The sequence below is a fragment of the Azospirillum oleiclasticum genome (assembly GCF_013423485.1).
Taxonomy (GTDB): domain Bacteria; phylum Pseudomonadota; class Alphaproteobacteria; order Azospirillales; family Azospirillaceae; genus Azospirillum; species Azospirillum oleiclasticum.
On record NZ_JABFFR010000001.1, the window covers coordinates 617826 to 643941 of the forward strand.

25 protein-coding genes and 1 pseudogene are annotated in these 26116 nt (G+C 68.7%); 13 read left to right on the forward strand and 13 right to left on the reverse strand.

Annotated features, from left to right (window positions below; genetic code table 11):
- Nucleotides 1-11 precede the first annotated feature (11 nt).
- Together HL658_RS02970 and gloB are read right to left on the reverse strand one after the other, a co-directional pair.
- Nucleotides 12-614 carry a glutathione S-transferase C-terminal domain-containing protein gene (locus tag HL658_RS02970; protein ID WP_180280383.1) on the reverse strand — a complete coding sequence of 201 codons (603 nt, stop codon included), beginning with the start codon at nucleotides 612-614 and terminating at the stop codon, nucleotides 12-14.
- A gap of 116 nt (nucleotides 615-730) precedes the next feature.
- Nucleotides 731-1495 (reverse strand): hydroxyacylglutathione hydrolase, encoded by a 765-nt coding sequence (gene gloB, locus HL658_RS02975; RefSeq protein WP_180280384.1) that lies wholly within the window; start codon nucleotides 1493-1495, stop codon nucleotides 731-733.
- 45 nt (nucleotides 1496-1540) lie between these two features.
- Here gloB and HL658_RS02980 point away from each other — a divergent pair, with 45 nt between their 5' ends.
- Complete coding sequence (locus tag HL658_RS02980; protein ID WP_180280385.1) at nucleotides 1541-2311, forward strand: class I SAM-dependent methyltransferase; 771 nt, start codon at nucleotides 1541-1543, stop codon at nucleotides 2309-2311.
- Between the two features lie 22 nt (nucleotides 2312-2333).
- On the opposite strand, the gene HL658_RS02985 is transcribed toward HL658_RS02980, so the two are convergent.
- Nucleotides 2334-2780, reverse strand: a complete 447-nt coding sequence (locus HL658_RS02985) for a PRC-barrel domain-containing protein (protein WP_180280386.1) — start codon at nucleotides 2778-2780, stop codon at nucleotides 2334-2336.
- A gap of 211 nt (nucleotides 2781-2991) precedes the next feature.
- Between HL658_RS02985 and HL658_RS02990 the strand changes: the two genes are divergently transcribed.
- Together HL658_RS02990 and hisC are read left to right on the forward strand one after the other, a co-directional pair.
- Entirely contained in the window at nucleotides 2992-3867 is an 876-nt protein-coding gene (locus tag HL658_RS02990; protein ID WP_180280387.1) for a chorismate mutase, read from the forward strand.
- A gap of 39 nt (nucleotides 3868-3906) precedes the next feature.
- Complete coding sequence (gene hisC / locus HL658_RS02995) at nucleotides 3907-4998, forward strand: histidinol-phosphate transaminase (protein ID WP_180280388.1); 1092 nt, start codon at nucleotides 3907-3909, stop codon at nucleotides 4996-4998.
- Nucleotides 4999-5015: 17 nt separating this feature from the next.
- Here the strand turns inward: hisC and HL658_RS03000 are convergent, their stop codons facing one another.
- Entirely contained in the window at nucleotides 5016-6212 is a 1197-nt protein-coding gene (locus HL658_RS03000; RefSeq protein ID WP_180280389.1) for a JmjC domain-containing protein, read from the reverse strand.
- Between the two features lie 176 nt (nucleotides 6213-6388).
- Here HL658_RS03000 and HL658_RS03005 point away from each other — a divergent pair, with 176 nt between their 5' ends.
- Entirely contained in the window at nucleotides 6389-7279 is an 891-nt protein-coding gene (locus tag HL658_RS03005) for a prephenate/arogenate dehydrogenase family protein (RefSeq protein WP_180280390.1), read from the forward strand.
- 32 nt (nucleotides 7280-7311) lie between these two features.
- Here the strand turns inward: HL658_RS03005 and rodA are convergent.
- Nucleotides 7312-8469 (reverse strand): annotated as a pseudogene (gene rodA, locus HL658_RS03010) (rod shape-determining protein RodA); the annotation flags it as partial.
- A 320-nt stretch (nucleotides 8470-8789) separates the two neighbouring features.
- Between rodA and HL658_RS37605 the strand changes: the two are divergent.
- The 3 genes from HL658_RS37605 (at nucleotide 8790) to fghA (ending at nucleotide 12332) form a co-directional block, all read left to right on the forward strand.
- Nucleotides 8790-10253 carry a methyl-accepting chemotaxis protein gene (locus HL658_RS37605; protein ID WP_180280391.1) on the forward strand — a complete coding sequence of 488 codons (1464 nt, stop codon included), beginning with the start codon at nucleotides 8790-8792 and terminating at the stop codon, nucleotides 10251-10253.
- A gap of 115 nt (nucleotides 10254-10368) precedes the next feature.
- Nucleotides 10369-11478 carry an S-(hydroxymethyl)glutathione dehydrogenase/class III alcohol dehydrogenase gene (locus tag HL658_RS03020; RefSeq protein WP_180280392.1) on the forward strand — a complete coding sequence of 370 codons (1110 nt, stop codon included), beginning with the start codon at nucleotides 10369-10371 and terminating at the stop codon, nucleotides 11476-11478.
- Nucleotides 11478-12332 (forward strand): S-formylglutathione hydrolase, encoded by an 855-nt coding sequence (gene fghA, locus HL658_RS03025; RefSeq protein WP_281378653.1) that lies wholly within the window; start codon nucleotides 11478-11480, stop codon nucleotides 12330-12332. Before HL658_RS03020 ends, fghA begins: the two co-directional genes overlap by 1 nt.
- Nucleotides 12333-12459: 127 nt before the next feature.
- Here the strand turns inward: fghA and HL658_RS03030 are convergent, their stop codons facing one another.
- On the reverse strand, nucleotides 12460-13452 hold the full coding sequence (locus tag HL658_RS03030) for an MBL fold metallo-hydrolase (protein ID WP_180280393.1): 993 nt from the start codon (nucleotides 13450-13452) through the stop codon (nucleotides 12460-12462).
- Here HL658_RS03030 and HL658_RS03035 point away from each other — a divergent pair.
- Nucleotides 13439-14533 (forward strand): LysR family transcriptional regulator, encoded by a 1095-nt coding sequence (locus HL658_RS03035; protein ID WP_343054985.1) that lies wholly within the window; start codon nucleotides 13439-13441, stop codon nucleotides 14531-14533. The genes HL658_RS03030 and HL658_RS03035 overlap by 14 nt on opposite strands.
- Nucleotides 14534-14610: 77 nt before the next feature.
- Here HL658_RS03035 and HL658_RS03040 read toward each other — a convergent pair whose 3' ends face one another.
- The 7 genes from HL658_RS03040 to HL658_RS03070 all read right to left on the reverse strand — a co-directional run bounded on the left by HL658_RS03040 (nucleotide 14611) and on the right by HL658_RS03070 (nucleotide 21964).
- A complete protein-coding gene (locus HL658_RS03040) occupies nucleotides 14611-15639 on the reverse strand; it encodes a sulfate/molybdate ABC transporter ATP-binding protein (RefSeq protein WP_180280394.1) in 1029 nt (342 codons plus the stop codon).
- Between the two features lie 17 nt (nucleotides 15640-15656).
- The gene (gene cysW / locus HL658_RS03045; RefSeq protein ID WP_180280395.1) at nucleotides 15657-16502 is read right to left on the reverse strand and encodes a sulfate ABC transporter permease subunit CysW; all 846 of its coding nucleotides are present in this window, start codon (nucleotides 16500-16502) and stop codon (nucleotides 15657-15659) included.
- Nucleotides 16492-17331 carry a sulfate ABC transporter permease subunit CysT gene (cysT, locus tag HL658_RS03050; protein WP_180280396.1) on the reverse strand — a complete coding sequence of 280 codons (840 nt, stop codon included), beginning with the start codon at nucleotides 17329-17331 and terminating at the stop codon, nucleotides 16492-16494. Before cysT ends, cysW begins: the two co-directional genes overlap by 11 nt.
- A gap of 42 nt (nucleotides 17332-17373) precedes the next feature.
- On the reverse strand, nucleotides 17374-18390 hold the full coding sequence (locus HL658_RS03055; RefSeq protein ID WP_180280397.1) for a sulfate ABC transporter substrate-binding protein: 1017 nt from the start codon (nucleotides 18388-18390) through the stop codon (nucleotides 17374-17376).
- 181 nt (nucleotides 18391-18571) lie between these two features.
- Complete coding sequence (gene cysC / locus HL658_RS03060; RefSeq protein ID WP_180280398.1) at nucleotides 18572-20440, reverse strand: adenylyl-sulfate kinase; 1869 nt, start codon at nucleotides 20438-20440, stop codon at nucleotides 18572-18574.
- Between the two features lies 1 nt (nucleotide 20441).
- Nucleotides 20442-21236: a sulfate adenylyltransferase subunit CysD gene (cysD, locus tag HL658_RS03065; protein WP_180280399.1), complete on the reverse strand. Its 795-nt coding sequence runs from the start codon at nucleotides 21234-21236 to the stop codon at nucleotides 20442-20444.
- Nucleotides 21233-21964: a phosphoadenylyl-sulfate reductase gene (locus tag HL658_RS03070; RefSeq protein ID WP_180280400.1), complete on the reverse strand. Its 732-nt coding sequence runs from the start codon at nucleotides 21962-21964 to the stop codon at nucleotides 21233-21235. The genes cysD and HL658_RS03070 overlap by 4 nt, the downstream gene beginning before the upstream one ends.
- A gap of 218 nt (nucleotides 21965-22182) precedes the next feature.
- On the opposite strand from HL658_RS03070, the gene HL658_RS03075 reads away from it, so the two are divergent.
- From HL658_RS03075 to HL658_RS03095, 5 genes are read left to right on the forward strand one after another with little or no spacing between them, the layout of a single operon-like run.
- Nucleotides 22183-22740 (forward strand): precorrin-2 dehydrogenase/sirohydrochlorin ferrochelatase family protein, encoded by a 558-nt coding sequence (locus HL658_RS03075; protein ID WP_180280401.1) that lies wholly within the window; start codon nucleotides 22183-22185, stop codon nucleotides 22738-22740.
- Nucleotides 22737-23573 carry a uroporphyrinogen-III C-methyltransferase gene (gene cobA, locus HL658_RS03080; RefSeq protein WP_180280402.1) on the forward strand — a complete coding sequence of 279 codons (837 nt, stop codon included), beginning with the start codon at nucleotides 22737-22739 and terminating at the stop codon, nucleotides 23571-23573. Before HL658_RS03075 ends, cobA begins: the two co-directional genes overlap by 4 nt.
- A gap of 32 nt (nucleotides 23574-23605) precedes the next feature.
- Nucleotides 23606-23914: a DUF2849 domain-containing protein gene (locus HL658_RS03085; protein WP_180280403.1), complete on the forward strand. Its 309-nt coding sequence runs from the start codon at nucleotides 23606-23608 to the stop codon at nucleotides 23912-23914.
- Nucleotides 23915-23943: 29 nt separating this feature from the next.
- Nucleotides 23944-25629, forward strand: a complete 1686-nt coding sequence (locus HL658_RS03090) for a nitrite/sulfite reductase (protein WP_180280404.1) — start codon at nucleotides 23944-23946, stop codon at nucleotides 25627-25629.
- Nucleotides 25613-26113, forward strand: a complete 501-nt coding sequence (locus HL658_RS03095) for a DUF934 domain-containing protein (RefSeq protein ID WP_180280405.1) — start codon at nucleotides 25613-25615, stop codon at nucleotides 26111-26113. The genes HL658_RS03090 and HL658_RS03095 overlap by 17 nt, the downstream gene beginning before the upstream one ends.
- The last annotated feature ends 3 nt before the right edge of the window (nucleotides 26114-26116 follow it).

Genomic DNA, 26116 nt, shown 5'->3' on the forward strand with positions numbered 1-26116 from the left:
GCGCTCCCTTGTCAGGTCGGGGGTGCGGTGCGGCGGTAGCTGTCACGGGCCGAGACCGGCTCGAACCAGTGCGCCAGCGCCGGCCGCGTCTCCCGCCAGCCGAGATCGGCGAAGCGGAAATCGATGTAGCCGAGCGCCGCCGCCACCGCGATGGTGCCGATGGTCGGCGTTTCGCCGAGGCTGCCGGCTTCCGCTTCCAGCGCGTCGAGCGAGCGGAGCACGGCGGCGCGCTGGCGGTTCATCCACTTCTCCGACCGCTCACCGTCCGGACGCACGCTTTCCAGCCGCAGCGCGACCGCCGCGTCGTTCAGCCCGTCGGCCAGCGCCTGGAGCCGCAGCGCCTTCCAGCGGTCGGGGCCCACCGCCGGGAACAGCCGCGCGCCGTCGTGCAGGGTGTCCAGATACTCGCAGATGACCGGGCTGTCGAACAGGGTGGTGCCGTCGGCCAGGATCAGCGTCGGCACCTTGCTCAGCGGGTTGTCCTTGGGCAGGTCGGTCTCCGGCGACCAGGCGTCGGTCGGCTGCTTATCGATGGCCGACTCCAGCCCGCACTCGATCGCCACCATCATCACCTTGCGCACATAGGGTGACGTTGCGCTGTAGCGAAGTTTCATCGGTCCCTGTCTCCTACCTCTCCGTGCCGCCCCCAAGCGGGCCGCGGCAGTGTAGCGGATGGGCGGCGGCGGGCAACCCGTTCGCGGGACGCACCATCCTCCCGCCTCCATCGCCGTCAGCGGAATCCGTCCTTGCGGCGGCGCAGTTCGGCGAAAACCCGCCCAGGATCGGCGCCGGCCATGTCGATGGCCGCCTGCACTTGCGCGTCGTCGGCGCGCAGGAAGGGATTGGTGCGCCGTTCCTCGGCGATGGTGGAGGGAATGGTCGGCTCGCCACGTTCGCGCATCGCCTTGATCGCCGCGAAGCGCCGCTGCAGTTCGTCGTTTTCAGGGTCCACCGTCACCGCGAAACGGGCGTTGGACAGGGTGTATTCGTGCCCGCAATAGACGCGCGTGGCCTCGGGCAGGGCGCGCAAGGCGCGCAGCGAGCCCCACATCTGGGCCGCGGTGCCCTCGAACAGCCGGCCGCAGCCCAGCGCGAACAGCGTGTCGCCGCAGAACAGCGCCTCGGCGCCCTCGAACCAGAAGGCGATGTGCCCGACCGTGTGGCCGGGGGTGTCGATCACCCGCGCGGTCTGGCCGCCGAACGCTGCCGTGTCGCCGTCGCCCAGCGTCACGTCCAGCTCCGGGATGCGGTGCGCGTCGGCGGCGGCGCCGATCACCGTCGCGGCGTAGCGTGCCTTCAGCGCGGCGTTGCCGCCGATGTGGTCGTTGTGATGGTGGGTGTTGAGGATGTGGGTGAGGCGCCAGCCCCGCCGCTCCAGCGCCTCGACCACGGGTGCCGCGTCGCCGGGATCGACCACGCCCACGGCATCCGATTCCGGATCGCGCAGGAGGTAGACGTAATTGTCACTGAAGGCCGGAATCAGGTGGATCTCCATGGCACGGGTCCCTTTCCGAGAATTTCATGCTAGTCTGCGACGATCATGCACACGGACATCGTCGATCTGAGGGAATTTTACCAGTCGAGCCTTGGGCAGGTCGCCCGCCGGATGATCCGCCGGCGGTTGCGCCTTCTCTGGCCCGATGTGCGTGGACAGATCGTGCTGGGCGTTGGTTACGCCACCCCCTTCCTGCGGCCCTTCCGCGCCGAGGCGGACCGCGTGCTGGCGGTGATGCCGGCCGGGCAGGGGGTTACCTTCTGGCCGAAGGAGGGGCCGGGGCTGGTGGCGCTGGCCGAGGAGGGCGATCTTCCCTTCGCCGACATGTCGGTCGATCGTGTTCTCCTGGTGCACGGGCTGGAAGGGACGGAGCAGCTCCGTCCGATGATGCGGGAGATCTGGCGGGTGCTGGCCGGCGGCGGCCGGCTGCTGGTGGTGGTGCCCAACCGCCGCGGGCTGTGGGCGCGCGCGGACTGGACACCTTTCGGTCACGGCTTTCCCTATTCCTCCTCCCAGCTCAAGCAGGTGCTGCGCGACACCATGTTCGTGCCGGAGCGATCTGCGCACGCGCTGTTCATCCCGCCGCTGCGCTCGCGCTTCCTGCTGACGACAGCCCCGGCGTGGGAGGAAGTGGGGGAGCGCTGGTTCAAGGCCTTCGCCGGCGTCACCATGATCGAGGCGTCGAAGCAGATCTTCGCCGGGGTCACGCGGCGGACGGTCCAGCCGGTCAAGCGCCGGCTGATCGTGCCGTTGCCGGGCGGTGCCGCCCCCGCCGCACGGCGCATCGCACCGCGCACCGCCCCGCGCACCGAATGACGACTCGCATCCGGCGTCATCGTCACTTGCGGCTGCTCAGCGTCGCCTCGTTCGGGGTGTAGGAGAAGCCGGGCGCCAGGGCGAGCTCGTCGGCGCTGAGTTGCAGGGTGACCGCGGTCGGCGGGGCCGTAATCGGGCTGCGGAACTGGCTCGCCGCATCCACCGTCAGCCGGTCCACCGGCACCGAGACCATGGTGGAGCCGATGCCGAACAGCCCGCCGGATGACAGCACCACCCGCTCCACCGGCCCGTTCGGCGTGGCGAGCACGAAATCGTGAATGGTGCCCGCGGGCTTGCCGTCGGTGGTGCGGGCGGAAAGCCCGATCATCGCCTGCGCCTCCGCCCTGCCCAGCGGGCGGAGTTCGTGCGGCGCCACCCGCTCCACGACGGCTTCCTGCACCGGCGGCGGATCCGCGGCATGCGCCGGCACCGCGACCGCGACGGACAGAAGAATGACGAACCGGATCATGATGAGCCTCCCCGCGTGTCTTGCTTGAGGCAGGAACACGCGGAAGCCGCGCGGGTTACGACCGCCGCCGCGACCCGGCGGTGGCAATCCCTCCGTACAGGTGCCTCCACCCTACGGGACCGGCAAGATACGGAACCGACGCGGTTTTCTTTGATTTCGGCGCGGTTGCGGACTACTACTAACCGTCATCGGTCCCCGGATTAACCCCAAGATGTCCTCGACACCCTCACTCGACGAATTGCGGCGCGAGATCGATCAGATCGATGACGCCATCCACGATCTTCTGATGCGGCGCACCCGGATCGTGGAGCAGGTTGGGCACGTGAAGGGGATCGAGGGCGGGATCAACCTGCGCCCGGCCCGCGAGGCGGTGATCCTCCGCCGGCTGATGGCGCGCCATGCCGGGTCCTTCCCGCCACAGGTGATGGTGCGGATGTGGCGCGAGATGATCTCGGCGCTGACCCGCCTCCAGGGGCCCTTCGCCATCGCCGTCTTCGCGCCGGAGGACCGGCGCGGCTATTGGGACATTGCGCGCGACCATTTCGGCAGCGCCGTGCCGATGACCGCCGTGAACTCGCCCGCCGCCGCCCTGCGCGCCGTGGCGGAGGGGAACGCCACCGTCGGCATCGTCCCCTATCCGGCGGAGGATGACGCCGACCCCTGGTGGCGTTTCCTGGTCAACGCCGACGGGCGTACGCCGCGTGTGGTGGCGCGGCTTCCCTTTTGTGGGCGCGGCAACGCGCGGGGGGAGGATCGCGACGCGCTTGCCATTGGTCCCATCCCGCACGAGCCGACCGGCGACGACCGCACGCTGCTGGGCATCGAGCTTGGCGCCGATCTCAGCCGCGGCCGGCTGAAGGACGCGCTGGAGGCGAACCGCCTGCCGCCCACCAGCTTCTGCACCTGGCATTCGCGCGACCCGCAGGGCCCGTCGGTGCATCTGGTGGAGATCGCCGATTTCGTGGCTCCCGACGACCCGCGCGTGGCGGCGCTGATCGCCCGGCTCAGCGATATGCCGGTGCGGGTCATCACGCTGGGCGGCTACGCTGTGCCGCTGTCCTTCCCGCAGGACGGCCGCAAGGGCTGAGCACCCCTTCCGTTCCTTCCGTCTTCCAAGGTTCAGGCCATGTCATCCCCGACCGCTCCGGTGCCCCGGCCCGGCATTCTCGACATCGCTCCCTACATCGGCGGCGAGGCCGCCGGCTCCATCCGCCTTGCGTCCAACGAGGGCGCGCTGGGGCCGAGCCCGAAGGCGATGGAGGCCTACGCCCGCCTCGCCGGCCAGATCCACCGCTACCCCGACGGCGGCTCGACCGAGCTGCGCCATGCGCTGGCCCGCCGCTTCGGTCTCGACGCCGAGCGGATCGTCTGCGGGGCCGGCTCGGACGAGCTGATCGGGCTGCTGTGCCGCGCCTACGCCGGGCCGGGTGACGAGGTGCTGTACAGCGCCCACGGCTTCCTGATGTACCCGATCGCCGCCAAGTCGGTGGGCGCCACACCGGTGGCGGCGCCGGAGACCAACCTGACCACCGATGTCGACGCGCTGCTGGCGCGGGTGACGCCGCGCACCAAGATCGTCTTCGTCGCCAACCCCAACAACCCGACCGGCAGCTTCCTCACCACCGAGGAGATGGCGCGCCTGCACGCCGGCCTGCCGGCCAACGTCCTGCTGGTGATCGATGCGGCCTACGCCGAATATGTCACCCGCAACGACTACGGCGCCGGCGCGGAGCTGGTGGACCGCTTCCCCAATGTGGTGATGACGCGGACCTTCTCGAAGATCTTCGCGCTCGGCTCCATGCGGCTGGGCTGGGCCTACTGCCCGGCCGGGGTGGCCGACATCCTTAACCGCGTGCGCGGCCCCTTCAACGTGTCGGGTGCGGCGCAGGCGGCCGGCGTCGCGGCGCTCGAGGATCCGGAATTCCTGGACCGCAGCCGCGCCCACAATGAGGAGTGGCGGGGCTGGTTCGTGGAGAAGGCGCAGGCGCTCGGCCTGACCGTGCACCCGAGCATCGCCAACTTCGTGCTCGTCTCCTTCAAGGGCCAGCCGGGCGGCAAGGACGACGCCGAGGCGGCCCGCCAGTTCCTCAAGGGCCGCGGCATCCTGGTGCGGCAGATGAACGCCTACGGGCTGCCCGACTGCCTGCGCATCACCATCGGCACCGGCGAGGAGATGACAGCCGTTGTGGATGCGCTGGACGCGTTTCTGAAGGGGTGACGGGGCCGATACTCCGGTCAGTCGGGAAACACGAAAACCAGCGACTTGCGAGCCAGGGCGGCGAGCGCCGTTTCCAATGCCGCCGGGGCGAGGCCCGGCAAGCACTGCGCAATGTCCGCGGGTGAGAGGCCGCCGCGCTCCATCAGCAGGCCTAGCACCGTCCGCTCGTCCGCGGACATTTGGAGACGAATGGAACCCGCGTGAACCACCGCGTGGTCCCCGTCCGGCAGCGCGACCGGCCGGAGCAGCGCCGGCGACACCTGGACGTCCTGCCCCTGAAGGGGGAACACGCCGAGGGTCAGAGGGCGGGCCGGCTCGCGTCTACGGTTCTCATAGGTGAGGAATCGATCCAGATCGAGGCTGTCGAGCAGCCGGTGCAGGGTTGCGCGCAGGCTGGCCTCCTGCTCCCGAAGTGCCTCGGCGCCAGCCAGTGGTGTGATGTCGCGGCGCAATATCTCCTCGGTGTCCATGGCCTGCGTGAGCAGCCAGCGAACGGCGTCGTCGCCGCGTGGGGGCATGACGGTGACGGTGAGATGGAGGGAATCCGGACCCGCAGCTTCGGCCCGATGCACCTCGCCACGGGGGATGTACAGGATGTCCCCCGGCTCCATCACCCGGTCCAATGCCGGCTCATCGGCCGCCACCGGCCCCGGACTCGGGAAGGCGTGGCTGTCCTTCGAGGGCAGCCGATGCGGTTGGCCGAACAGCGACCATCGCTTGCGCCCCCGGACCTGGAGGATCAGGACATTCTGGTCGTCCCAGTGTATCGGGAACGCGCTTTGTCGCTCGAAGCTCGCATAGGCGTTGGTGATCACCGGCGCCTGGAGATGGCGTTCCACCACCGCGTTCATGGCGGCGATGCGCGGCAGCCGTTGTTCGATGCGGTTGACGACCAGGCTGACGCCCTGCCGGCACAGGTCGTGAAAGCGTTCCGCCGCCAGCCTGCGGCCGTTGGCCGTTGTCGGGGTGTCGGTGAATGTCGGGGGGTGGGTGAACATCTCCACGGGCAGGTCGCGGCCCTGTCGGACCACGCGGACCCGATGGGTCTGGAGATGGTCGATGGTGAGCAGGCCGGCGATCTCCTCCCAGGACACCAGGGCTTGGAACTCCTGTGTGCGGTCCCCCCGCAGGAACAGGGGGCGATGCTCCAAAATGGCACGCTCGAGTTCGGCCGGGCTGTGGGGATGGAGAAGGTCCGCGAGAGTTCCGATCATGGCGGCGTGCACCTCTTAACGATACGTCACGATAGTCGCGTTCTCCCGGGCAAGACAACCGTAGCGGCTTTGCCGGTTTGTCGCATGATGTGGCATGTCCCGAAACTTCCGCTTGGCGGTTGGCGCGGCTTGGTGCTTTAAAGCGGGCGACGAGTAACCCGGCTCCGGGATCCATCATGACCGCCACCGCACCGCTCTTCGACCGCATCGCCATCATCGGCATCGGACTCATCGGGTCGTCGCTCGCCCGCGCGGTGCCGGCCTATGGGCTGGCGCGTACGGTGGTGTGCGGCGACCGCAGCGAGGCCGCCTGCGCCAAGGCGCTGGAACTCGGCATCGTGGCGGAGGCGACGACCGACCTGGAGGCCGCCGTCGATGGGGCCGACCTCGTCATCCTCTGCACGCCCATGGGCAGCTTCGCCGAGATGGGGGAGCGGCTGGCGCCGCGCCTGAAGCCGGGCACCATCCTGACCGACGTCGGCTCGGTGAAGCAGGCGGTGCTGCGCGACATCGGCCCGCATGTGCCCGACGGCGTGCACCTGATCCCCGGCCACCCGGTGGCCGGCACCGAGCATTCCGGGCCGGAGGCCGGCTTCGCGTCGCTGTTCAACGGGCGCTGGTGCATCCTCACCCCGCCGACGGGTGCCAACGCGGACGCGGTGGAGAAGGTGGCCGGGCTGTGGCGCCGCTGCGGCTCCAACGTCGAGACGATGGACGCAGCCCATCACGACCGGGTGTTGGCCATCACCTCGCACCTGCCGCACCTCATCGCCTACACCATCGTTGGAACGGCGTCGGACCTGGAGGAGACCACCAAGTCGGAGGTGATCAAATTCTCCGCCGGCGGTTTCCGCGACTTCACCCGCATCGCCGCCAGCGACCCGGTGATGTGGCGCGACGTGTTCCTGAACAACCGCGAGGCGGTGCTGGAAACGCTCCAGCTCTTCACCGAGGACCTGACCGCGCTCCAGCGCGCCATCCGCTGGGGCGAGGGCGACCGGTTGCAGGAGCTGTTCACCCGCACCCGCGCCATCCGCCGCGGCATCATCGACGCCAAGCAGGCCTGAGGAAACGCCGCTCGGGGAGCCGATAACTCCCCGAGACCGCTGCGCGGGATCCGCAGCTCGCGGTGCACGGAAACGCTGAGCAGCAGGCCGACGCCGATCATCAGCGTCATCATCGCCGTGCCGCCGTAGGACACCAGCGGCAGGGGGATGCCGACCACCGGGATCAGGCCCATCACCATGGCGACGTTCACGAACATGTAGAGCGAGAAGGAGGTGGTGAGCCCAACGCCGACCAGCCGGCCGAACTGGTTCCGGCAGGACAGCGTGATCACCACTCCATAGATCAGCAGCAGCATGTAGAGGAACAGCAGCAGCACGGCCCCCGCCATCCCGAACTCCTCCGCCAGCACGACGAAGATGAAGTCGGTGTGTTTTTCTGGCAGGAACATGAGCTGGCTCTGCGAGCCCATCATGAAACCCTTGCCGAACAGGCCGCCGGAGCCGAGCGCGATCTTGGACTGAAGGATGTTGTAGCCGGCCCCGAGCGGGTCGGTCTCCGGGTCGAGGAAGGTGTAGACGCGCTGACGCTGATAGTCGTGCAGGAACTCCCACCCGATGGGGATGGCGCCCAGCCCGGCGCCGATCGCCACGATGAACTTCCACAGCCGCACGCCGGCCGCGAAGAAGATGGCGCCGCTGCCCAGGATCAGCAGCAGCGCCGTGCCAAGGTTCGGTTGCAGCAGAACCAGCCCGACCGGCAGCACGATCAGCGTCAGGGGTGGGATCAGCAGAAGCGGCCGGCCGATCTGGTCCAGCGTCAGCCCGTGGAAATAGCGCGCCAGCGCCAGGGTCAGCGCCGGCTTCATCAGCTCCGACGGCTGCAGCACGAAGAAGCCCAGGTTGATCCAGCGCTGGGCGCCCATGCCGATGTGGCCCATGATCTCCACCGCCACCAGCAGAGCCAGCACCGCGCAATAGATGAAATAGGCGGACTTCAGCCACAGCCGCACGTCGACCAGCGCGATCACCAGCATCACCACGAAACCGGGGATGAAGCGGATGAGCTGCGCCTTGGCCCAGGGGTCCCATTGCCCGCCAGCCGCCGAATAGAGCAGCGCCACGCCGAAGGCGGAGATGAGGCAGACCAGGAGCACGAGCCCCCAGTTGATCATACGGATCTTGGCCCCGAGCGTGAGCTGCGGGCTCTGCGGCGACAGACCGCCGCCATGACTTTGAAGCAGTGCTACCATCGGCTTTCCCAAGGCGCGCGGCGGGCGGGCCGCGCCGGGCGAATAGAGCCACAAGCCTCCACCGCGATGAAAGGGCGATTCGAAGGCCGGCGCTTCATCGTGCGATGCAGTTTGCGATGCATTCTGCGCATGCCCGCTCCATCGCGCGGCGCGTGCCTTCGCGGTTCGGGCTGAAGCACGGTTTCCCAACGTGATTTGACATATGGCACAAGGCCTGCATGGTCAATAGGCGCTTTGGATGTCAATAGGCACCAAAGTATGAGTTCGGGGATGGACGTGTCACGCGGCCCCCGGATCGGACCATGCAATCGGGGGACGCGATGCGACTTTTCCAAACCGCCAAGCTGGTGACCGATCAGGTGCCGGCCAACATCATCCTTTGCGATCCGAAGACCTTTGAGATCACGTACGTCAACAAAGCGACGGTCGAGACGCTGAAGACGATCCAGGATGTCCTGCCCGTGCCAGCCGACAAGCTGGTCGGCCAGTCGATCGACATCTTCCACCGGACCCCGATGCGCCAGCGCACGATGCTGGCCGATCCGGGGCGGCTGCCGCACAAGGCCCGCATAAGCCTGGGCGGGCAGGTGATGGATCTGCACATCAGCGCCGTGCGCTCCGGCGACCGTGTGGTGTCGCTGATGCTGTCCTGGCAGCTCGTCACCCGCGAGGTCGAGGCGGAGCGCCGGACCCGGCACCTGCTGCGCATGCTGGACGAGATGCCGGTCGCGGTGCTGGTGGCCGATCCCGCGACCGGGACGATCACCTACGCCAACCAGTCGAGCAAGGACACGCTCCAGGGTCTGCGCCACCTGCTGCCCATCGACCCGGCGAACATCGTCGGCACCTCGATCGACGTGTTCCACCGCCACCCCGCCCATCAGCGGGCGATTCTCGCCGACCCGTCCCGGCTTCCCTGGCGCACCCGCATCCGCCTGGGCGGTGAAACCCTCGACCTCAAGGTCTCGGCGATCCGCGAAGAGGACGGCACCTATATCGCGGCCATGCTCACCTGGTCCGTGGTCAGCCGTCAGGCGAAGCTGGCCGATGATTTCGAATCCAACGTCGGCGGTGCCGTCGGCACCCTGACGGAGGAGGCGCGCCGGCTGGAGGCCACCGCCGACGAGATGGCCTCGCTGGCGGAATCCACCAACACCCAGGCCTCCGTCATCTCCTCGGCCAGCGAGCAGCTCAGCGCGTCGATCCGGGAAATCTCCGGCCGCATCGCCGACGCCGCGCAGGCCACCCGGTCGAGCGTGTCGCGCGCCCAGGAGTCGCTGGTCCATATCAACGGGCTGACCGAGATCGCCCAGCGCATCGAGAAGGTCTTCCGTCTGGTCGTCGCCGTGGCGTCCCAGACCAAGCTGCTGGCGCTGAACGCCACCATCGAGGCGGCGCGGGCCGGCGAGGCGGGCAAGGGATTCGCCGTGGTCGCCGGTGAGGTCAAGGCGCTGGCGGCGCAGACCGAGCGGGCGACGGGAGAGATCGAGGAACTCGTGCGTGCGATGCATGGTGCCACGGGCGCGGCTGTCGGCGCCATCCAGAGCATCGAGACCGACGTCCAGCGCATCGACGGCGTCACCGCCGCGGTGGCGGCGGCTGTCGAGCAGCAGGCGACCGCGACGCAGGAGGTCGCCAACACCATCGACGGCGTGCTGCGGTCGTCCAACGCGTCGGAGCAGGCGGCGTCGGCGGTGCACGACACGGCGCGCATGCTGACGGAACGGTCGCTCGCGATGTCCAGCGCGGTCACCCAGTTCCTGACGGAGGTGCGCAGCGCCTGATCTGGAAGTGGTGCCGGCCGCATAAGGGGTGTCCCGGCCCGATCCCCCGCGCTATAAACGTTGGCACGCCAACGGGCGTGCCGACGAACACGAACGAACAATCAGGGGAACGGGTATGGACGTGAAAGCCGCGGTCGCCTTCGAGGCCGGCAAGCCGCTCAGCATCGAGACCGTCACTCTGGACGGCCCGCGCGCCGGCGAGGTGCTGGTCGAGCTGAAGGCCACCGGTATCTGCCACACCGACGCCTATACCCTGTCCGGCCTGGACAGCGAGGGGCGTTTCCCCTGCATCCTCGGGCACGAGGGCGCCGGCATCGTGGTGGACGTCGGTCCCGGCGTGACCAGCGTTCGCAAGGGCGACCACGTCATCCCGCTCTACACGCCGGAATGCCGGCAGTGCGAATACTGCCTCAGCCGCAAGACCAACCTGTGCCAGTCGATCCGCACGACCCAGGGCATCGGCGTGATGCCGGACGGGCAGAGCCGGTTCAGCATCAACGGCGAGCCGGTCTGGCACTACATGGGCACCTCCACCTTCGCCCAGTACACGGTGCTGCCGGAGATCGCGGTGGCGAAGATCCGCGAGGACGCGCCCTTCGACAAGGTCTGCTACATCGGCTGCGGCGTCACCACCGGCGTCGGCGCCGTGGTCTACACGGCCCAGGTGGAGCCGGGCTCGCGCGTGGTGGTGTTCGGGCTGGGCGGCATCGGGCTGAACGTGGTGCAGGCCGCGCGCATGGTCGGCTGCGCCCAGATCGTCGGCGTCGATCTCAACCCCGCGCGTCGCGAACTGGCCGAGAAATTCGGCATGACCGACTTCGTGAACCCCAAGGAGGTCGAGGGCGACCTCGTCCCCTATCTGGTCAACCTGACCAAGGGCGGCGCCGACTACAGCTTCGAATGCATCGGCAACACCACCACCATGCGCCAGGCGCTGGAATGCTGCCACAAGGGCTGGGGCCAGTCGGTCATCATCGGGGTGGCGCCGTCGGGGGCGGAAATCTCCACCCGGCCGTTCCAGCTCGTGACGGGGCGCGTGTGGAAGGGCAGCGCCTTCGGCGGTGCCCGCGGCCGCACCGACGTGCCGAAGATCGTCGATTGGTACATGGACGGCAAGCTGAACATCGACGACCTGATCACCCACACCATGCCGCTGGAGCGAATCAACGAGGGCTTCGACCTGATGCACGAGGGCAAGTCGATCCGCTCGGTGGTGCTCTACTGATGGCGGGTGAACAGGGACTGGAACGGCTGAAGCGGCACGTCTGCTTCGGCGGCGTCCAGGAGGTGCACCGGCACCGCTCCGCGGTGCTCGGCTGCGCCATGGAGTTCGCGCTCTACCTGCCGCCGCAGGCGGCTCGGGGGCCGGTGCCGCTGGTCACCTACCTGTCGGGCCTGACCTGCACGTGGGAGAACGCCACCACCAAGGCCGGCGCCCAGCGCTACGCGGCGGAGCATGGTCTGGCGCTGCTGTTCCCCGACACCAGCCCGCGCGGGCTGGATCTGCCGGGCGAGCACGAGCGTTACGACTTCGGCTCGGGGGCCGGCTTCTACGTCGATGCCACGGCCGAGCCGTGGTCGGCCAACTACCGCATGTTCAGCTACGTGACGGAGGAGCTGCCGGCGCTGGTCGGCGGCGCCTTCCCGCTGGACATGGCGCGGCAGGGGATCATGGGCCATTCCATGGGCGGCCACGGGGCGCTGGTCTCGGCCTTCCGCCACCCCGACCGCTACCGGTCGGTGTCCGCCTTCTCGCCCATCGTGGCGCCGTCGCAGGTGCCATGGGGGCGGAATGCCTTCACCGGCTACCTCGGACCGGACGAGGCGGCCTGGGCGGCCTACGACGCCACCGCGCTGGCGGCGTCCACCGCATGGCGGAAGCCGGTGCTGGTGGACCAGGGCACCGGCGACGAGTTCCTCGCCGGCCAGCTCCGTCCCGAGCTTCTGGAAGCGGCCTGCGCCACCGCCGGCATCCCGCTGACGGTGCGCCGCCAGGATGGCTACGACCACAGCTACTACTTCATCGCGTCCTTCATGGGCGACCACCTCGCCCACCACGCGGCGGCGCTGCGGGGGTAGGGGACGGGTCTCGCCGTGACCGACGGTATCGGCCCCCTTGTCGGGATCATCACGGGAGATTCCGACGAGGGGCCTTACCGGTCCGTTCCGCCTGTTCGGGCGATCTCCGGTTCTGTCTCCGGACGGGTCAGAACTGCCAGTTGGCGGGAACCCAGGCGTAGCCGCCGTCGGTCTTGAGCATCCTGCCGAGGCCGGGGAACGGGAAGTGGAAGCCGAGCACCGGAACGCGATCAGCGGCGGCCCTGTCGAAGATGCGCCGGCGGGACGCGAGGGCGGTGTCCTTGTCGCGGTCGGGGCCTGGACGCCAGGGATTGTCGATATTGACAACCGGGTGATAGGCGAGGTCGGCGGTCAGCAGCAACTGGTCGTTTCCGGAGTGGACGAGGAATGTCGCCATGCCCGGCGTATGGCCGGCGGCGGCGAGCGTCGTGAGGCCGGGCACGATCTCGGCGCCGGCTTCATAGAGTTCGACATCCTTCATGACCGGCCCGAGGCTGCTCTTGATCGCGGCCGCGAATCTCCGGCGGAAATCCTCCGGCACAGGCATGTAGGAGAGGTCCGGATCGGTGCGGACGAAGAAATCCCAGTCCGCCCTCGGCACGAAAACCGTGGCGCGGGGGAAGGCCTTGCCGCCGTCCGCGGTCCTGAGGTTGCCGACATGATCGGGATGGGTGTGTGAAATCACGATCGTGTCGATGTCTGCCGGACCGAGGCCGATCGCGGCCAGGTTCGCGAAGATGCGGCCGCCGTTCGGACCCATCGTCGCGCCCGCGCCCGCCTCGATGAGAATCCGCCGTTCACCGGTTTCGATCAGCAGCGTGTTCAAGTTGAGCGTCAGGTGGTCGGTGGGAAGAAATGCTTGCCGCAGCACCTCCTGCAACGCGGCCTCGGGCGCGTCGCTCGCGTAGATCCGCGGTGGACCGCCGATGACGCCATCGCTCAGGACCGTCGCGTGGATCGCGCCGACACGGAAGCGGTAGTGACCGGCGTTGCCGCCCGCCGAGGAAACGGCTTGGGCGTTCGCGCTGCCGGAGCCACCCAGGCCTGGGACGACCATGCCCGCGGCACCCGTCACAGCGGACAGCATGATGGCGCGTCGGTTCAGCGTGAAGGCACTCATCGCTCATCCCTTCCTGGTTGGGCGTTCTCTCGCGCCGTTTGGTCGCGAGCGGCCGGATTCGGCCGGTGAAAAGCCGCCGGCGGAGGCGGCGGTTGACGCCGGGCCAACCATGACATGGGAGGATTGCGCTGATAATATGTACAAAGCCGATCACCCTGATCAGGATTTCCAATCAATGAATCCGGTTCGTCTGGACAGCTTCGATGTGTTCGTCTCGATCGTTCGCTGTGGCGGTTTCCGCGCGGCGGCGCTCGAGCGCGGCGTCTCCTCATCGACCTTGAGCCAGACGATGAGCACCTTGGAAAACGCGCTCGGCATCAGGCTCCTCAATCGTACAACGCGCAGCATCGCCCCGACGGAAGCCGGACAACGCCTTCTTGAACGTCTGGCGCCGGCGCTGAGCGATATACGGCACGCGATCGCGGAGATCGACGAGTTGAGGGATAGCCCATCCGGGACATTGCGGATCAATGCGCCGGCGCCGGCCGTCGATCATCTTCTCTGCCCGCTGGCCTTCGACTTCATGGATCGGTTTCGTGACGTGAATCTCGAAATCATCAGCGATGCGGCTGTAATAGACATCGTCGAGCAGGGTTTCGATGCCGGGGTCAGGTTCGGCAAACAGTTGGCGCAGGACATGATCGCGGTCCCGCTCGGGCCCGCCCTCAAATATGCGATCGTGGCTTCCCCGGATTACATCGAACGGCGCGGGATGCCGCGGGTCCCGCAAGATCTCGTCAATCATGATTGTATAAAGCGTCGATTCCCTGGCGGCACCCTCGTGACGTGGCGGTTTGCCGATGGGAACGATGAGATCGACGTGACCCCCACGGGGCGGCTGACCGTCAGCTCGGTGCACAACGAACTGCAAGCGGCGCTGGCCGGCCGGGGCATCGCGCATGTGTTTGATGACTATGCCAAGCCCCATATCCGGACCGGTCGGTTGTCGGAGCTTCTCGCGGATTGGAGCCCGACGTTGCCGCACTGGTTCCTGTATTACCCCAACCGCCGTCTGCCGAGCGCGGCGATGCGCGCTTTTCTCGACTTCATGAAAGGCTACAACTGGCCGTCCGGGACGTAGCGGCGCGCCGATGCGCCGCCACCTCCCGCCGCTCCGGCACCGGCTCCGGTCGGTCACCGGGGCCGGCGCGCCGCGCCTCAGAACAGGTGCACCTGCCCCAGCGACACCCGGCAGCGGTCCCCCGTGCGCAGCGCCAGCGTTTCCAGCCCGGTGCGGGGCAGGGCGACCTCCAGGGCGGTGCCGTCCAGGTCCACGTCGATACGGGCGGTCGGGCCGATGGCGTGGATGGCGGTGATGCGGGCGGGGCCGTCCGGCGCGTGGGCGAGCGTGATGTCGTCCGGCCGGATGAAGGCCAGGGCGCGGCCGGGCTTGCGGCCCCGCACGGCGACGGACAGGTTGCCGGGAAGCCGGGCGACGCCGTCCTCCACCACCCCCTCCAGCTTGTTGGCGTTGCCGAGGAAGTCGAAGACGAAGGCGCTGGCCGGCCGGTCGTAGACCTCGGTCGGGGTGCCGATCTGCTCGATGCGGCCATGACCCATGACGGCCACGCGGTCGGCGAGCTCCAGCGCCTCCTCCTGGTCGTGGGTGACGAAGACGCTGGTGACGTGGATCTCGTCGTGCAGGCCGCGCAGCCAGCGGCGCAGATCCTTGCGCACCTTGGCGTCGAGCGCGCCGAAGGGCTCGTCGAGCAGCAGCACCTTCGGCTCAATGGCGAGCGCGCGGGCGAGCGCCACGCGCTGGCGCTGGCCACCGGAGAGCTGCGTCGGGTAGCGGCCGGCGAACTGTTCGAGTTGAACGAGGCTCAGAAGCTGCTCGACCTTGGCGCGGATCGCGGTGGCGGACGGGCGCTCGCCGCGCGGGCGCACCTTCAGCCCGAAGGCGATGTTGTCGAACACCGTCATGTGGCGGAACAGCGCGTAGTGCTGGAACACGAAGCCCACCTGCCGGTCGCGCGGCTTGCGGTCGGTGGCGTCCTCGCCGTCCATGCGCAGGGTCCCGGCATCGGGAAACTCCAGCCCCGCCATGATGCGCAGCAGGGTCGTCTTGCCGGAACCGGACGGCCCCAGCAGGGCCAGCAGCTCACCCGCCCGCACTTCCAGATCCACAGTGTCGAGGGCAAGGAAGTTGCCGAAGCGCTTGGTGATGCCGTTCAGGACGATGGACATGGTCTCGATGCTCCCGTTCACCGCCGCGTGGCCGCCAGCTCCGCCCCGAAGCGCCATTCCAGCAGCGTCTTGGCCACCAGCGTGACCAGGGCGAGGAAGGCGAGCAGCGAGGCGACCGCGAAGGCCGCGACGAAATTGTATTCGTTGTAGAGGATTTCGACATGGAGCGGCATGGTGTTCGTCTCGCCCCGGATGTGGCCGGACACCACCGACACCGCCCCGAACTCGCCCATCGCGCGGGCGTTGCACAGCAGGACCCCGTAGAGCAGGCCCCATTTGATGTTGGGCAGGGTCACCCGCCGGAAGGTCTGCCAGCCGCCGGCGCCCAGCACCAGCGCCGCCTCCTCCTCCTCCGTGCCCTGCTCCTGCATCAGCGGGATCAGCTCCCGCGCCACGAAGGGGAAGGTGACGAAGATGGTGGCGAGCACAAGGCCGGGCAGGGCGAAGATGATCTGGATGCCCTGCTCGCGCAGGACGGGGCCGAGCAGCCCGTTCAGGCCGAAGAGCAGCACATAGACCAGACCCGAGATCACCGGCGACACCGAGAAGGGAATGTCGATCAGGGTGATCAGCAGGTTCTTGCCGCGGAAGTCGAACTTGGCGATGCACCAGGAGGCGGCGATGCCGAAAATCAGGTTGGCCGGCACCGCGATGACCGCCACCAGCAGCGTCAGCCGGATCGCCGCCGCCGCGTCCGGCTCGGTGATCGCCTTCCAATAGGCGTCGAAGCCCCGCCGGAACGCCTCCACGAAGACGCTCGCCAAAGGCAGCACCAGGAACAGCGCCAGGAACAGCAGCGCCGTGGCGGTCAGCGCCACGCGGACCCAGGCCGGGTCGGTGAGGGCGGAGCGGTCAACGCGCATGGCGCACCCTCATCCAGTGTTGCAGGGCGTTCAGGACCAGCAGCAGGATGAAGGACACGGCCAGCATCATCGTGCCGACTGCCGCCGCCCCGGCATAGTCGTACTGCTCCAGCTTGGTGACGATGATCAGGGGCACGATCTCCGACACGCCCGGCATGTTGCCGGCGATGAAGATGATCGAGCCGTATTCCCCCACCCCGCGGGCGAAGGCGAGCGCGAATCCCGTCACCAGAGCCGGCAGCAGCGCCGGAAGGACCACCCGGCCGATGGTCTGGGCCCGGCTGGCGCCCAGGCAGGCCGAGGCCTCCTCCTCCTCCGGCGGCAGTTCCTGCAGCACCGGCTGCACCGTGCGCACCACGAAGGGCAGGCCGATGAAGGTCATCGCCACCAGGATGCCGAGCGGCGTGAAAGCCACCTTCAGCCCGAACCACTGCATCAGCAGGCTGCCGATCCAGCCATTGGGCGCGTAAAGCGCGGTCAGCGCGATGCCGGCCACGGCGGTCGGCAGGGCGAAGGGCAGGTCCACCAGCGCGTCCACCAGCCCCTTGCCGGGGAAGCGGTAGCGCACCAGCACCCAGGCGACCAGCATGCCGAACACCGCGTTGATGGCGGCGGCGGCCAGCGCGATGCCGAAGGACACCCGGAAGGCCGCCAGCACGCGCGGCGAGCTCAGCGTGCTCCAGAAGCCGGAGAGCCCGATCCCGGAGGACTTGAGGATCAGCGCCGCCAGCGGGATCAGCACGATCAGGCCGAGATAGGCCAGGGTGAAGCCCAGGGTGATGCCGAAGCCGGGGATGATCCGCCGCGGCTTCGCGGGGGATGCACCCATTCCAACGCGGGGCCGGTCCAGGGTCGCCTCCACCGCCACGGTTCACCGCGCTCCCGGCAGGATGCGGTCGAACACGCCGCCGTCGTTGAAATGACGCGCCTGCGCCGCCCGCCAGCCGCCGAAGGTGTCGTCGATCGTCACCAGCCTCACATTGGCGAATCGGTCGGCGTACTGCCGCGCGAGGTCGGGGTTGCGCGGGCGGTAGAAATGCTTGGCCGCCAGCTCCTGCCCCTCGCGGGTGTAGAGGAACTGGAGATAGGCTTCGGCCAGCTTGCGGGTGCCCTTGCGGTCGACCACCGAATCCACCACCGCCACCGGCGGCTCGGCCAGGATCGACAGGGAGGGGATGACGATCTCCAGCTTGTCCTGGCCGAACTCCTTCAGCGACAGGTGGGCCTCGTTCTCCCAGGCCAGCAGCACGTCGCCGATGCCGCGCTGGGTGAAGGTCACGGTGGAGCCCCGCGCCCCGCTGTCCAGCACCGGCACGTTCCTGAACAGGTCCTTCACGAAGGCCTCGGCCTTCGCGTCATCGCCGCCGTTCTTCTCCTTGGCGTAGGCCCAGGCGGCCAGATAGTTCCAGCGGGCGCCGCCCGAGGTCTTCGGGTTGGGGGTGATCACCTGCACGCCCGGCTTCACCAGATCGTCCCAGTCCTTGATGCCCTTGGGGTTGCCCTTGCGGACCAGGAACACGATGGTCGAGGTGTAGGGGGAGCTGTTCTGCGGCAGCCGCGTCTGCCAGTTCCTGGCCAGCAGTCCGGCGTCGGCGATGGCGTCGATGTCGTAGGCGAGCGCCAGCGTCACCACGTCGGCGTCCAGCCCGTCGATCACCGAGCGCGCCTGCTTGCCGGAGCCGCCGTGCGACTGCCGCACGCGGACCGTCTGCCCGGTCTCCGCCTGCCACGTCTTCGCGAAGGCGGTGTTGTATTCCACGTAGAACTCGCGCGTCGGGTCGTAGGAGACGTTGAGGAGCGTGTCCTGCGACGAGGCGGAACCGACGCCCATCGTGGCGAGCACCGCCACGAACGCCAGACCGGACAGACGTTTGTTGAGGAACGTCATGGATTTCTCCCGAACGAATCTGGGGGTGGTAATTGCGCGATTTTGTTTGCGTATTGGAAACCGTGGCAGCATTTTTCCCGCGCGAAAAGAGGGATTTTTGAATCAATACAGCAAATTCAATCTGTTATATATGACCGGACGGGTGTCGGTGGCCTGCGCGACCACCGACGCCCGCGCGTTCTCAGATCGCGAAGTCTTCGCGCGAAACAGCGCCGTTCCCGAACGCACCCACAGCGTAGGCGAGCAGCCGGTCCAGTGCTTCGACCTGCGACAGGGTGCCCGTGTCCACGGAGAGTTCCGGCGCTTCCGGCTCCTCGTAAGGGGCGGAGACACCGGTGAAGGCGGGGATCTCACCGGCCCTCGCCTTGCTGTACAGGCCCTTGGGGTCGCGCGCCTCGCAGATCGCAAGGTCGGCGGCCACATGCACCTCGTGGAAGGCCGCTCCTCCGATGATCCGCGCCCGCTCGCGGTCGGTACGGGCGGGAGACACGAGGGAGGCGATCACCACCATGCCGGCGTCGGCGAACAGCTTCGCGGTCTCGGCCACCCGCCGGATGTTCTCCGCGCGGTCGTCGGGGGAGAAGCCGAGCCCGGCGCCCAGCCCCTTGCGGATGCCGTCGCCGTCCAGCACGAAGACCTGCCAGCCGCGCTTGAACAGCGTCCGCTCCAGCCCGAGCGCCAGGGTGGATTTGCCGGACCCGGACAGGCCGGTCAGCCACAGTATGCCGCCGGCGTGGCCGTTGACCGCGGCCCGCTCCGCCGGGGCCACCGCGTGCCCCACCGCGTGCAGGTTGGCACCCGTGTCCTCGTAATCGAGAACGATGCAGCCGCCGACCACGTCATGGCCGTCCACCAGCACGCCGCGTCCGGTGCGCGGCAGCACGTCCGCCCGGTCGAGCACCACCGGCGAGCGGCTGCGCAGCACCACCTCCGCCACCTCGTTGCGGCGGACGGCCTTGGCGGGGGCGGTGGACAGATCCTCGATGTCGACCACGGACTCGATGGCCTCGACGGTCACCCGGTGCTCGGCCGTGGCGAGCTTGAGGGTGAGCGTACGCCCCACCGCGAGCGTGCCAGGCGCCAGCCAGAACAGGCGTACAGTCAGCCGGTACGCCGTACCCACGGGCGTGCCGTCGAGCACGGCGACATGGCCGCGTTCCACGAACACACGCTTGTCGAGCGTGATGCCGATCGACTGGCCGGCGGCGGCGGCGATGGCGGGTGCCGCACTCCAGCCCTCGATGGAGACGACGCGCGCCGTGGTGTTGTCGGGGGCGAAGCGCAGCGTGTCACCGACGCGCAGCCGCCCGCTCTCGATACGGCCGGCGATGATGCGGCGGTCGTCGGGCTTGTACACGTCCTGCACCGGGAAACGCAGGGGCTGGTCCACCGGCGCCCGCGCGGGCTCGAAGGCGTCCACCGCCTCAACCACCGTGGGTCCCTTGTACCAGTCCACCTCCTCCGTCCGGCTGACGATGAAGTCGCCGTGCCGGGCGGACACCGGGATGACCGCGGTCGGGCGGATGCCCAGCTCCTCCAGGTAGCGGGTGATCTGCCCGGCCACCCCGTCGAAACGGAAGGCGTTGAAGCCGACCTGGTCCATCTTGTTGACGACCACCGCCACCTGCCGCACCCCCAGCAGGTGCAGCAGGTAGGCGTGCCGGCGCGACTGCTCCAGGGCACCTTCGCGCACGTCGATGACCAGCAGCGCCGCGTCGGCCCCGGCGGCCCCGGTGACCATGTTGCGCAGGAACTCAGCGTGGCCCGGCGCGTCGATGATGACGTAGGGGCGTTGCGCCGTCTTGAAGTGGATTTGCGTGGTGTCGATGGTGATGCCCTGGTCGCGTTCGGCCTGGAGCGCGTCCATGACGAAGGACCATTCGAAGGGCATGCCGCGCTTGCGGCTCATCTCGTGGACCTGGGCCACCTTGCCGTCGGGCAGGGAGCCGGTGTCGTGCAGCAGACGGCCGATCAGGGTGGACTTGCCGTGGTCCACATGGCCGACGATGACGATGCGGAGCTGCCCCTTGCTCGTGTTGTGCGTGTCCATCTCACATGTACCCCGCGCTGCGCAGCCGCTCGAAGCTGTCTTCTGATTCGTTGTCCATGGCGCGGCCGGCGCGCTCGGGCACGCGGGTCACGGCCAGTTCGGCGATGATGTCGTCGATGGTCGCGGCATGGCTGGCGACCGGGAAGGTGATGTTCTTCTCTCCCAGCGAACGGTAACGCTGGCCGTCGCGCGCGAAATACAGCGGCACGATCGGGATTTCCTCGCGCTTGGAATAGCGCCATATGTCGATCTCGGTCCAGTGCAGCAACGGGTGGATGCGCACGTGGGTGCCCTCGGCGAAGCGGGTCTTGTAATGGTCCCAGAACTCCGCCGGCTGGTCCTTCACGTCCCAGGCACCGTCGAGTGTGCGCGGGCTGAAGATGCGTTCCTTGGCGCGGGTCGCCTGCTCGTCGCGGCGGATGCCGACGAATACCCCCTGGTAGCCGCCGTCGCGCAGCAGGTTGCGCAGGCCTTCGGTCTTGCGGGCGGCGGCGCGGGTCAGCGGAGGCAGGGTGGGGTCCATCGCCTCTTCCGGCGGGCATTGCTCGACCTTCAGGTCCAACTCCCATTCCCGCGCGATGCGGTCGCGGAAGGCGTAGACCTCCGGCAGTTCCATGGCGGTGTCGAGCTGCACGACGGGGAAGGGCACCCGGCCGAAGAAGGCCTTGCGGCACAGCCAGAGCAGGACGTTGCTGTCCTTGCCGATCGACCAGAGCAGGGCGAGCTTGTCGATGCGGTTGTAGGCTTCGCGCAGGATGTAGACGCTCTGGCTTTCGAGCTGGTCGAGATCGGTCATGGGATGATTCCGGTTCCGGCGGTGTGGATTCCGCATTCGGTCTTGGCGGTTCCGGCCCACCGGCCGGAACGCGGGTCGGCGCCGGAGGCGACACGATCGGTGCAGGTGTAGCAACCGACCGACGGGAAGCCGTCTGCCTCCAGCGGATGGCGCGGCAGGCCGCGCCGGGTGAACTCGTCCTCGATGCGCTGGCGCGTCCAACTGGCCAGCGGGTTGACCTTGATGCGGCCGTTCTGCGCCTCGAACAGGGGCAGGGAGGCGCGGGTGGTCGACTGGAAGCGCTTGCGCCCGGTGATCCAGGCGTCGAACCCGTGCAGCGCGCGCTCCAGCGGCAGGGTCTTGCGGATGTGGCAGCAGCCGTCGGCGTCGCGGGTGAACATCAGCCCGTCGGCATCCCGCTCCGCCACGGCCGCAGCGTCCGGCCGCACCACCCGCAGGTCGGTCAGACCCAGCCGGTGCGCCAGATCGTCGCGGTAGCGGTGCGTTTCCCCGAACAGCTTGCCGGTGTCGATGGCGATCACCGGGATGGACGGGTCCACCTCCGCCACCAGGGCCAGCAGCACCGCCGATTCCGTGCCGAAGGACGACACCACCGCCAGCCGGCCGGGACAGTCCCGCTGGATGGCGTCGATGACCGCGACCCCGGCGAGATGGGCGAAACGCCGGTTGAGCTGGGCGGCGCGCTGGTCGAGCGCAACCGGTGCCGGATCGTGGGAGGAGGCCAACATGTCTATTGTATCCACACAAATGAACTGTGCTTCATCACGATTCCACATATTCAACTTCGCGACAAGGGCCTAATTTTTAGCATGCGAGATATGTGCAATAGGAACCGGCGGCGCGTGAAATGTGTTGATTGCTTGACCGGCGCGGCGGTAAAACACATATGTTGAAACCACAGCGCCGCTGGAAAATTCAACGGCACGTACAGTGTGAAAGCCCGAGCATGATCCCGCTGATCATCGATCCCGCAAAGCTGCGCATCGCGCTCGTCGGCACAGGGCCGCTGGCCCTGCGCCGTCTGGAGCTGCTGCGTGCCGGCGGGGCCGGCCCGGCGGTTTTCGCGCCCGGTGGCGACGGCGCGCTGGAAGCGCTGGCGGGGGAGACCTATCAGCCGCGCATGCCCGACGCCGCCGATCTGGCCGGCGTGCATGTGCTGTTCGTGGCAGGTCTGGCCGACGACGCGGGGGAGACGCTGGCGGCCGAGGCGCGCGCGCTCGGCATTCTCGTGAACGTCGAGGACGTGATCCCGCTGTGTGATTTCCATGTCCCGTCGATCGTGCGGCGGGGCGACCTGCTGCTGACCGTGTCCACCCGCGGGCGCAGCCCCGGCCTCTCGCGCCTCCTGCGGCTGGCGCTGGAGCGGCTGTTCCCCGCCGTCTGGGCCAAGCGGCTCGATCGCGCCGCGGATCTGCGCGACCGGATGCGGGCCGAAGGTGCCGACGGTGCGGCGATCAACCGCGCGGTCGAATTGCTCGCCACCGAGGAGGGTTGGCTGCCGTGACCCCCTTTGCGAAGCTCCGCCTTCCCGCCTTCGATCCGGGCAGCGTCTGGCTGGCCGGTGCCGGCCCCGGCGATCCGGGTCTGCTGACCCTGCTTGCCGCCAAGGCGCTGGACGAGGCGGACGTGGTCGTGCACGACGCGCTCGTCTCGGCCGACATCCTCGACCTCGCCGGGCCGCAGGCCGAGCTGGTCGATCTCGGCAAGCGGGGCGGCCGTCCGTCGCCCAAGCAGGCGGAGATCAACGAGCGGCTCGTATCCTTGGCCCGGCAGGGCCACCGCGTGCTGCGGCTGAAGGGCGGCGATCCCTTCGTCTTCGGCCGCGGCGGGGAGGAGTGCCTGGCGCTGGCCGAGGCCGGCATCCGCTTCCGCGTGGTGCCGGGGGTGACCGCGGGCATCGGTGGGCTGGCCTACGCCGGCATTCCGCTGACGCATCGCGGCCTTGCCACCACCGCGACCTTCGTCACCGGTCACGACAAGTCCGGCGCGCTGCCGGAGGCCGTGGAATGGGCGACGCTCGCCCGGCTGCCGGGTGCGCTCGTCTTCTACATGGCGCTCGGCACCATCGCGGAGATTTCCCGCCGGCTGATCGAGGCGGGCAAGCCGCCGATGACGCCCGTCGCCATCGTGTCCAGCGCCACCACCGCGACCCAGACCGTCGTCGAGACCTGCCTCGCCCACGCCGGCCGCGACGCCGTGCGCTTCCAGGCCAAGGCCCCGGCCATCATCGCCGTCGGCGAGGTGGTGCGGGTGCGCGGCTGGCTCGGCGCCTGGCAGCAATCCACCGAATCCACCCCCATCCCATCCGGCCGCGCCGCCGCTGCGCTGAGCGCGTGACCGCCCAAGCCCACCTGAAGGAAGAAGAAGCCATGAGCACGAAGGCCATCACCGCGAACCGCCTGCGCGACGGCTCGGTTGTCTGGTATGGAAAGGACGGTCTGTGGGTCGATACGGTCGACCGGGCCGCGGTGTACGAGGCCGGCGCCATCGACGGCGCTTTGGCCCTTGCGAAGCAGGGTCTGCTTGATCAGATCGTGGTCGACGTGTACGCCATCGATGTCAAGCTGTCCGAGGGCCGGCCGGTGCCCCTGCGCTACCGCGAGTGGCTGCGGGCGAACGGCCCCAGCGTGCGGACGGATCTCGGCAAGCAGGCGTCGGCGCTCGCCTACGCGTTCTGACCCACAGCGTTTCTGAACGGATCCCAGTCATGACCTCCAGCACCGGGCCGGTCGGCCTCTACCAGTACGACGCCGTCGATCGCGAGTTCGTACACGAACGGGTCGAGCAGTTCCGCGGCCAGGTCGAACGGCGGCTGGCGGGTGACCTGACGGAGGACGAGTTCAAGCCGCTGCGGCTGATGAACGGGCTGTACCTCCAGCTCCACGCGTACATGCTGCGCATCGCCGTGCCGTACGGCGTGCTCAGCTCCACCCAGATGCGCCGGCTGGCGCACATCGGGCGCGTGCACGACAAGGGCTACGGCCACTTCACCACCCGCCAGAACCTGCAGTTCAACTGGATCAAGCTGGCCGAGACGCCGGACATCCTGGGCGAGCTGGCGGACGTGAACATGCACGCCATCCAGACCAGCGGGAACTGCATCCGCAACGTCACCACCGACCAGTTCTGCGGTGCGGCGGCGGACGAGGTGATCGACCCGCGGGTGTACGCGGAGATCCTGCGGCAGTGGTCGACCAACCACCCGGAATTCTCCTTCCTGCCGCGCAAGTTCAAGATCGCCATCTCCGGCAGCCCGGCTGACCGGGCGGCGGTGAAGGTGCACGACATCGGCCTGCTGGCGAAGCGGAACGCCGAGGACGAGGTGGGCTTCGAGGTGTGGGTCGGCGGCGGGCTCGGCCGCTCCCCCTTCGTCGCCAAGAAGGCGCGCGACTGGGTGCCGGAGGCGGACGGGCTGGCCTATCTGGAAGCCATCCTGCGCGTCTACAACCAGTTCGGCCGCCGCGACAACATGTACAAGGCGCGCATCAAGATCCTGGTGCACGAGCTGGGGATCGAGAAGTTCCTGACCCATGTGGACGCCGAGTTCGCGCGCATCCGCGGGCCAAAGTTCGCGCTCGATCCGGAGCTCGTGGCGGCCATCCAGGCGCGCTTCGCGCCGCCCCCGCTGGCCGACCTGCCCGGGCACTGTCCGGAGTTCGAAGCGGCGAAGGCCAGCGACCCGGCCTTCGCCCGCTGGGTGGCGACCAACACAGTCGCCCACAAGGCGCCGGGCTACATCTGCGCCACCCTCTCGCTGAAGCCCATCGGCGGCATCCCCGGCGACGCCACGTCGGAGCAGATGGAGGCGGTGGCCGACCTCGCCGACCGATACAGCTTCGGCGAGATCCGCGTGGCGCACGAGCAGAACCTGGTGCTGGCCCATGTCCGCAAGGACGCGCTGCACGCCCTGTGGACGGAGCTGAAGGCGCATGACCTCGCCACCCCCAACATCGGGCTGGTCAGCGACATCATCGCCTGCCCCGGCCTGGACTACTGCGCGCTTGCCAACGCGCGGGCCATCCCGATCGCGCAGGGGATTTCCGAGCGCTTCGCCGACCTCGACCGCCAGCTCGCCATCGGCGACCTGAGCATCAACATCAGCGGCTGCATCAACGCCTGCGGCCATCACCATGTGGCCAACATCGGCATCCTGGGCGTGGACAAGAAGGGCGTGGAGTTCTACCAGATCACCGTCGGTGGCAACGCCGGCATCGACGCCGCCATCGGCGACATCGTCGGCCCGGCCCTGCCGGCGGAGGAGGTGCCCGCCGCCATCGAGGCGCTGGTGAACGTCTACCTCCACTACCGCAAGGATGGCGAGCGCTTCATCGACACGCTCGGCCGCATCGGCATCCAGCCCTTCAAGGAGACCCTCTATGCCGCTGCTGCGTGAGACCGGTGAGGCCGTCGCCGACGCCTGGACCATCCTGCCCGACGACCGGCCGGTGCCCGCCGGGGGCGCCGTGGTGGTCAGCCTGAAACGCTGGCGGGAGGAGCGCGAGACGCTCGCCGGCCGCGACGCGCCGCTGGGCGTGCTGCTGCCGTCCGGCGCGCTGGCGTCGGACGTCGCCCCGGATCTCCAGCGCCTCGGCCTGATCGCCCTGGACTTCCCGAAGTTCCGCGACGGCCGCGGCTTCACCGTCGCCCGCGAGCTGCGCGAGCGCTTCGGCTACACTGGCGAGATCCGCGCCACCGGCCACGTCATCGCCGACCAGTTCCCGCTGCTGGTCCGCTGCGGCGTCAGCACCGTGCAGGTGCCGGACACCGCCAAGCTGGACCAGTGGCAGGCGGCGCTCGGCACGCTGACCATCGCCTACCAGAAGGCGGTGGCCGGCGAGGAACTGCCGCTGTCGCTGCGGCGGTTCAAGGTGGCGTGAGGG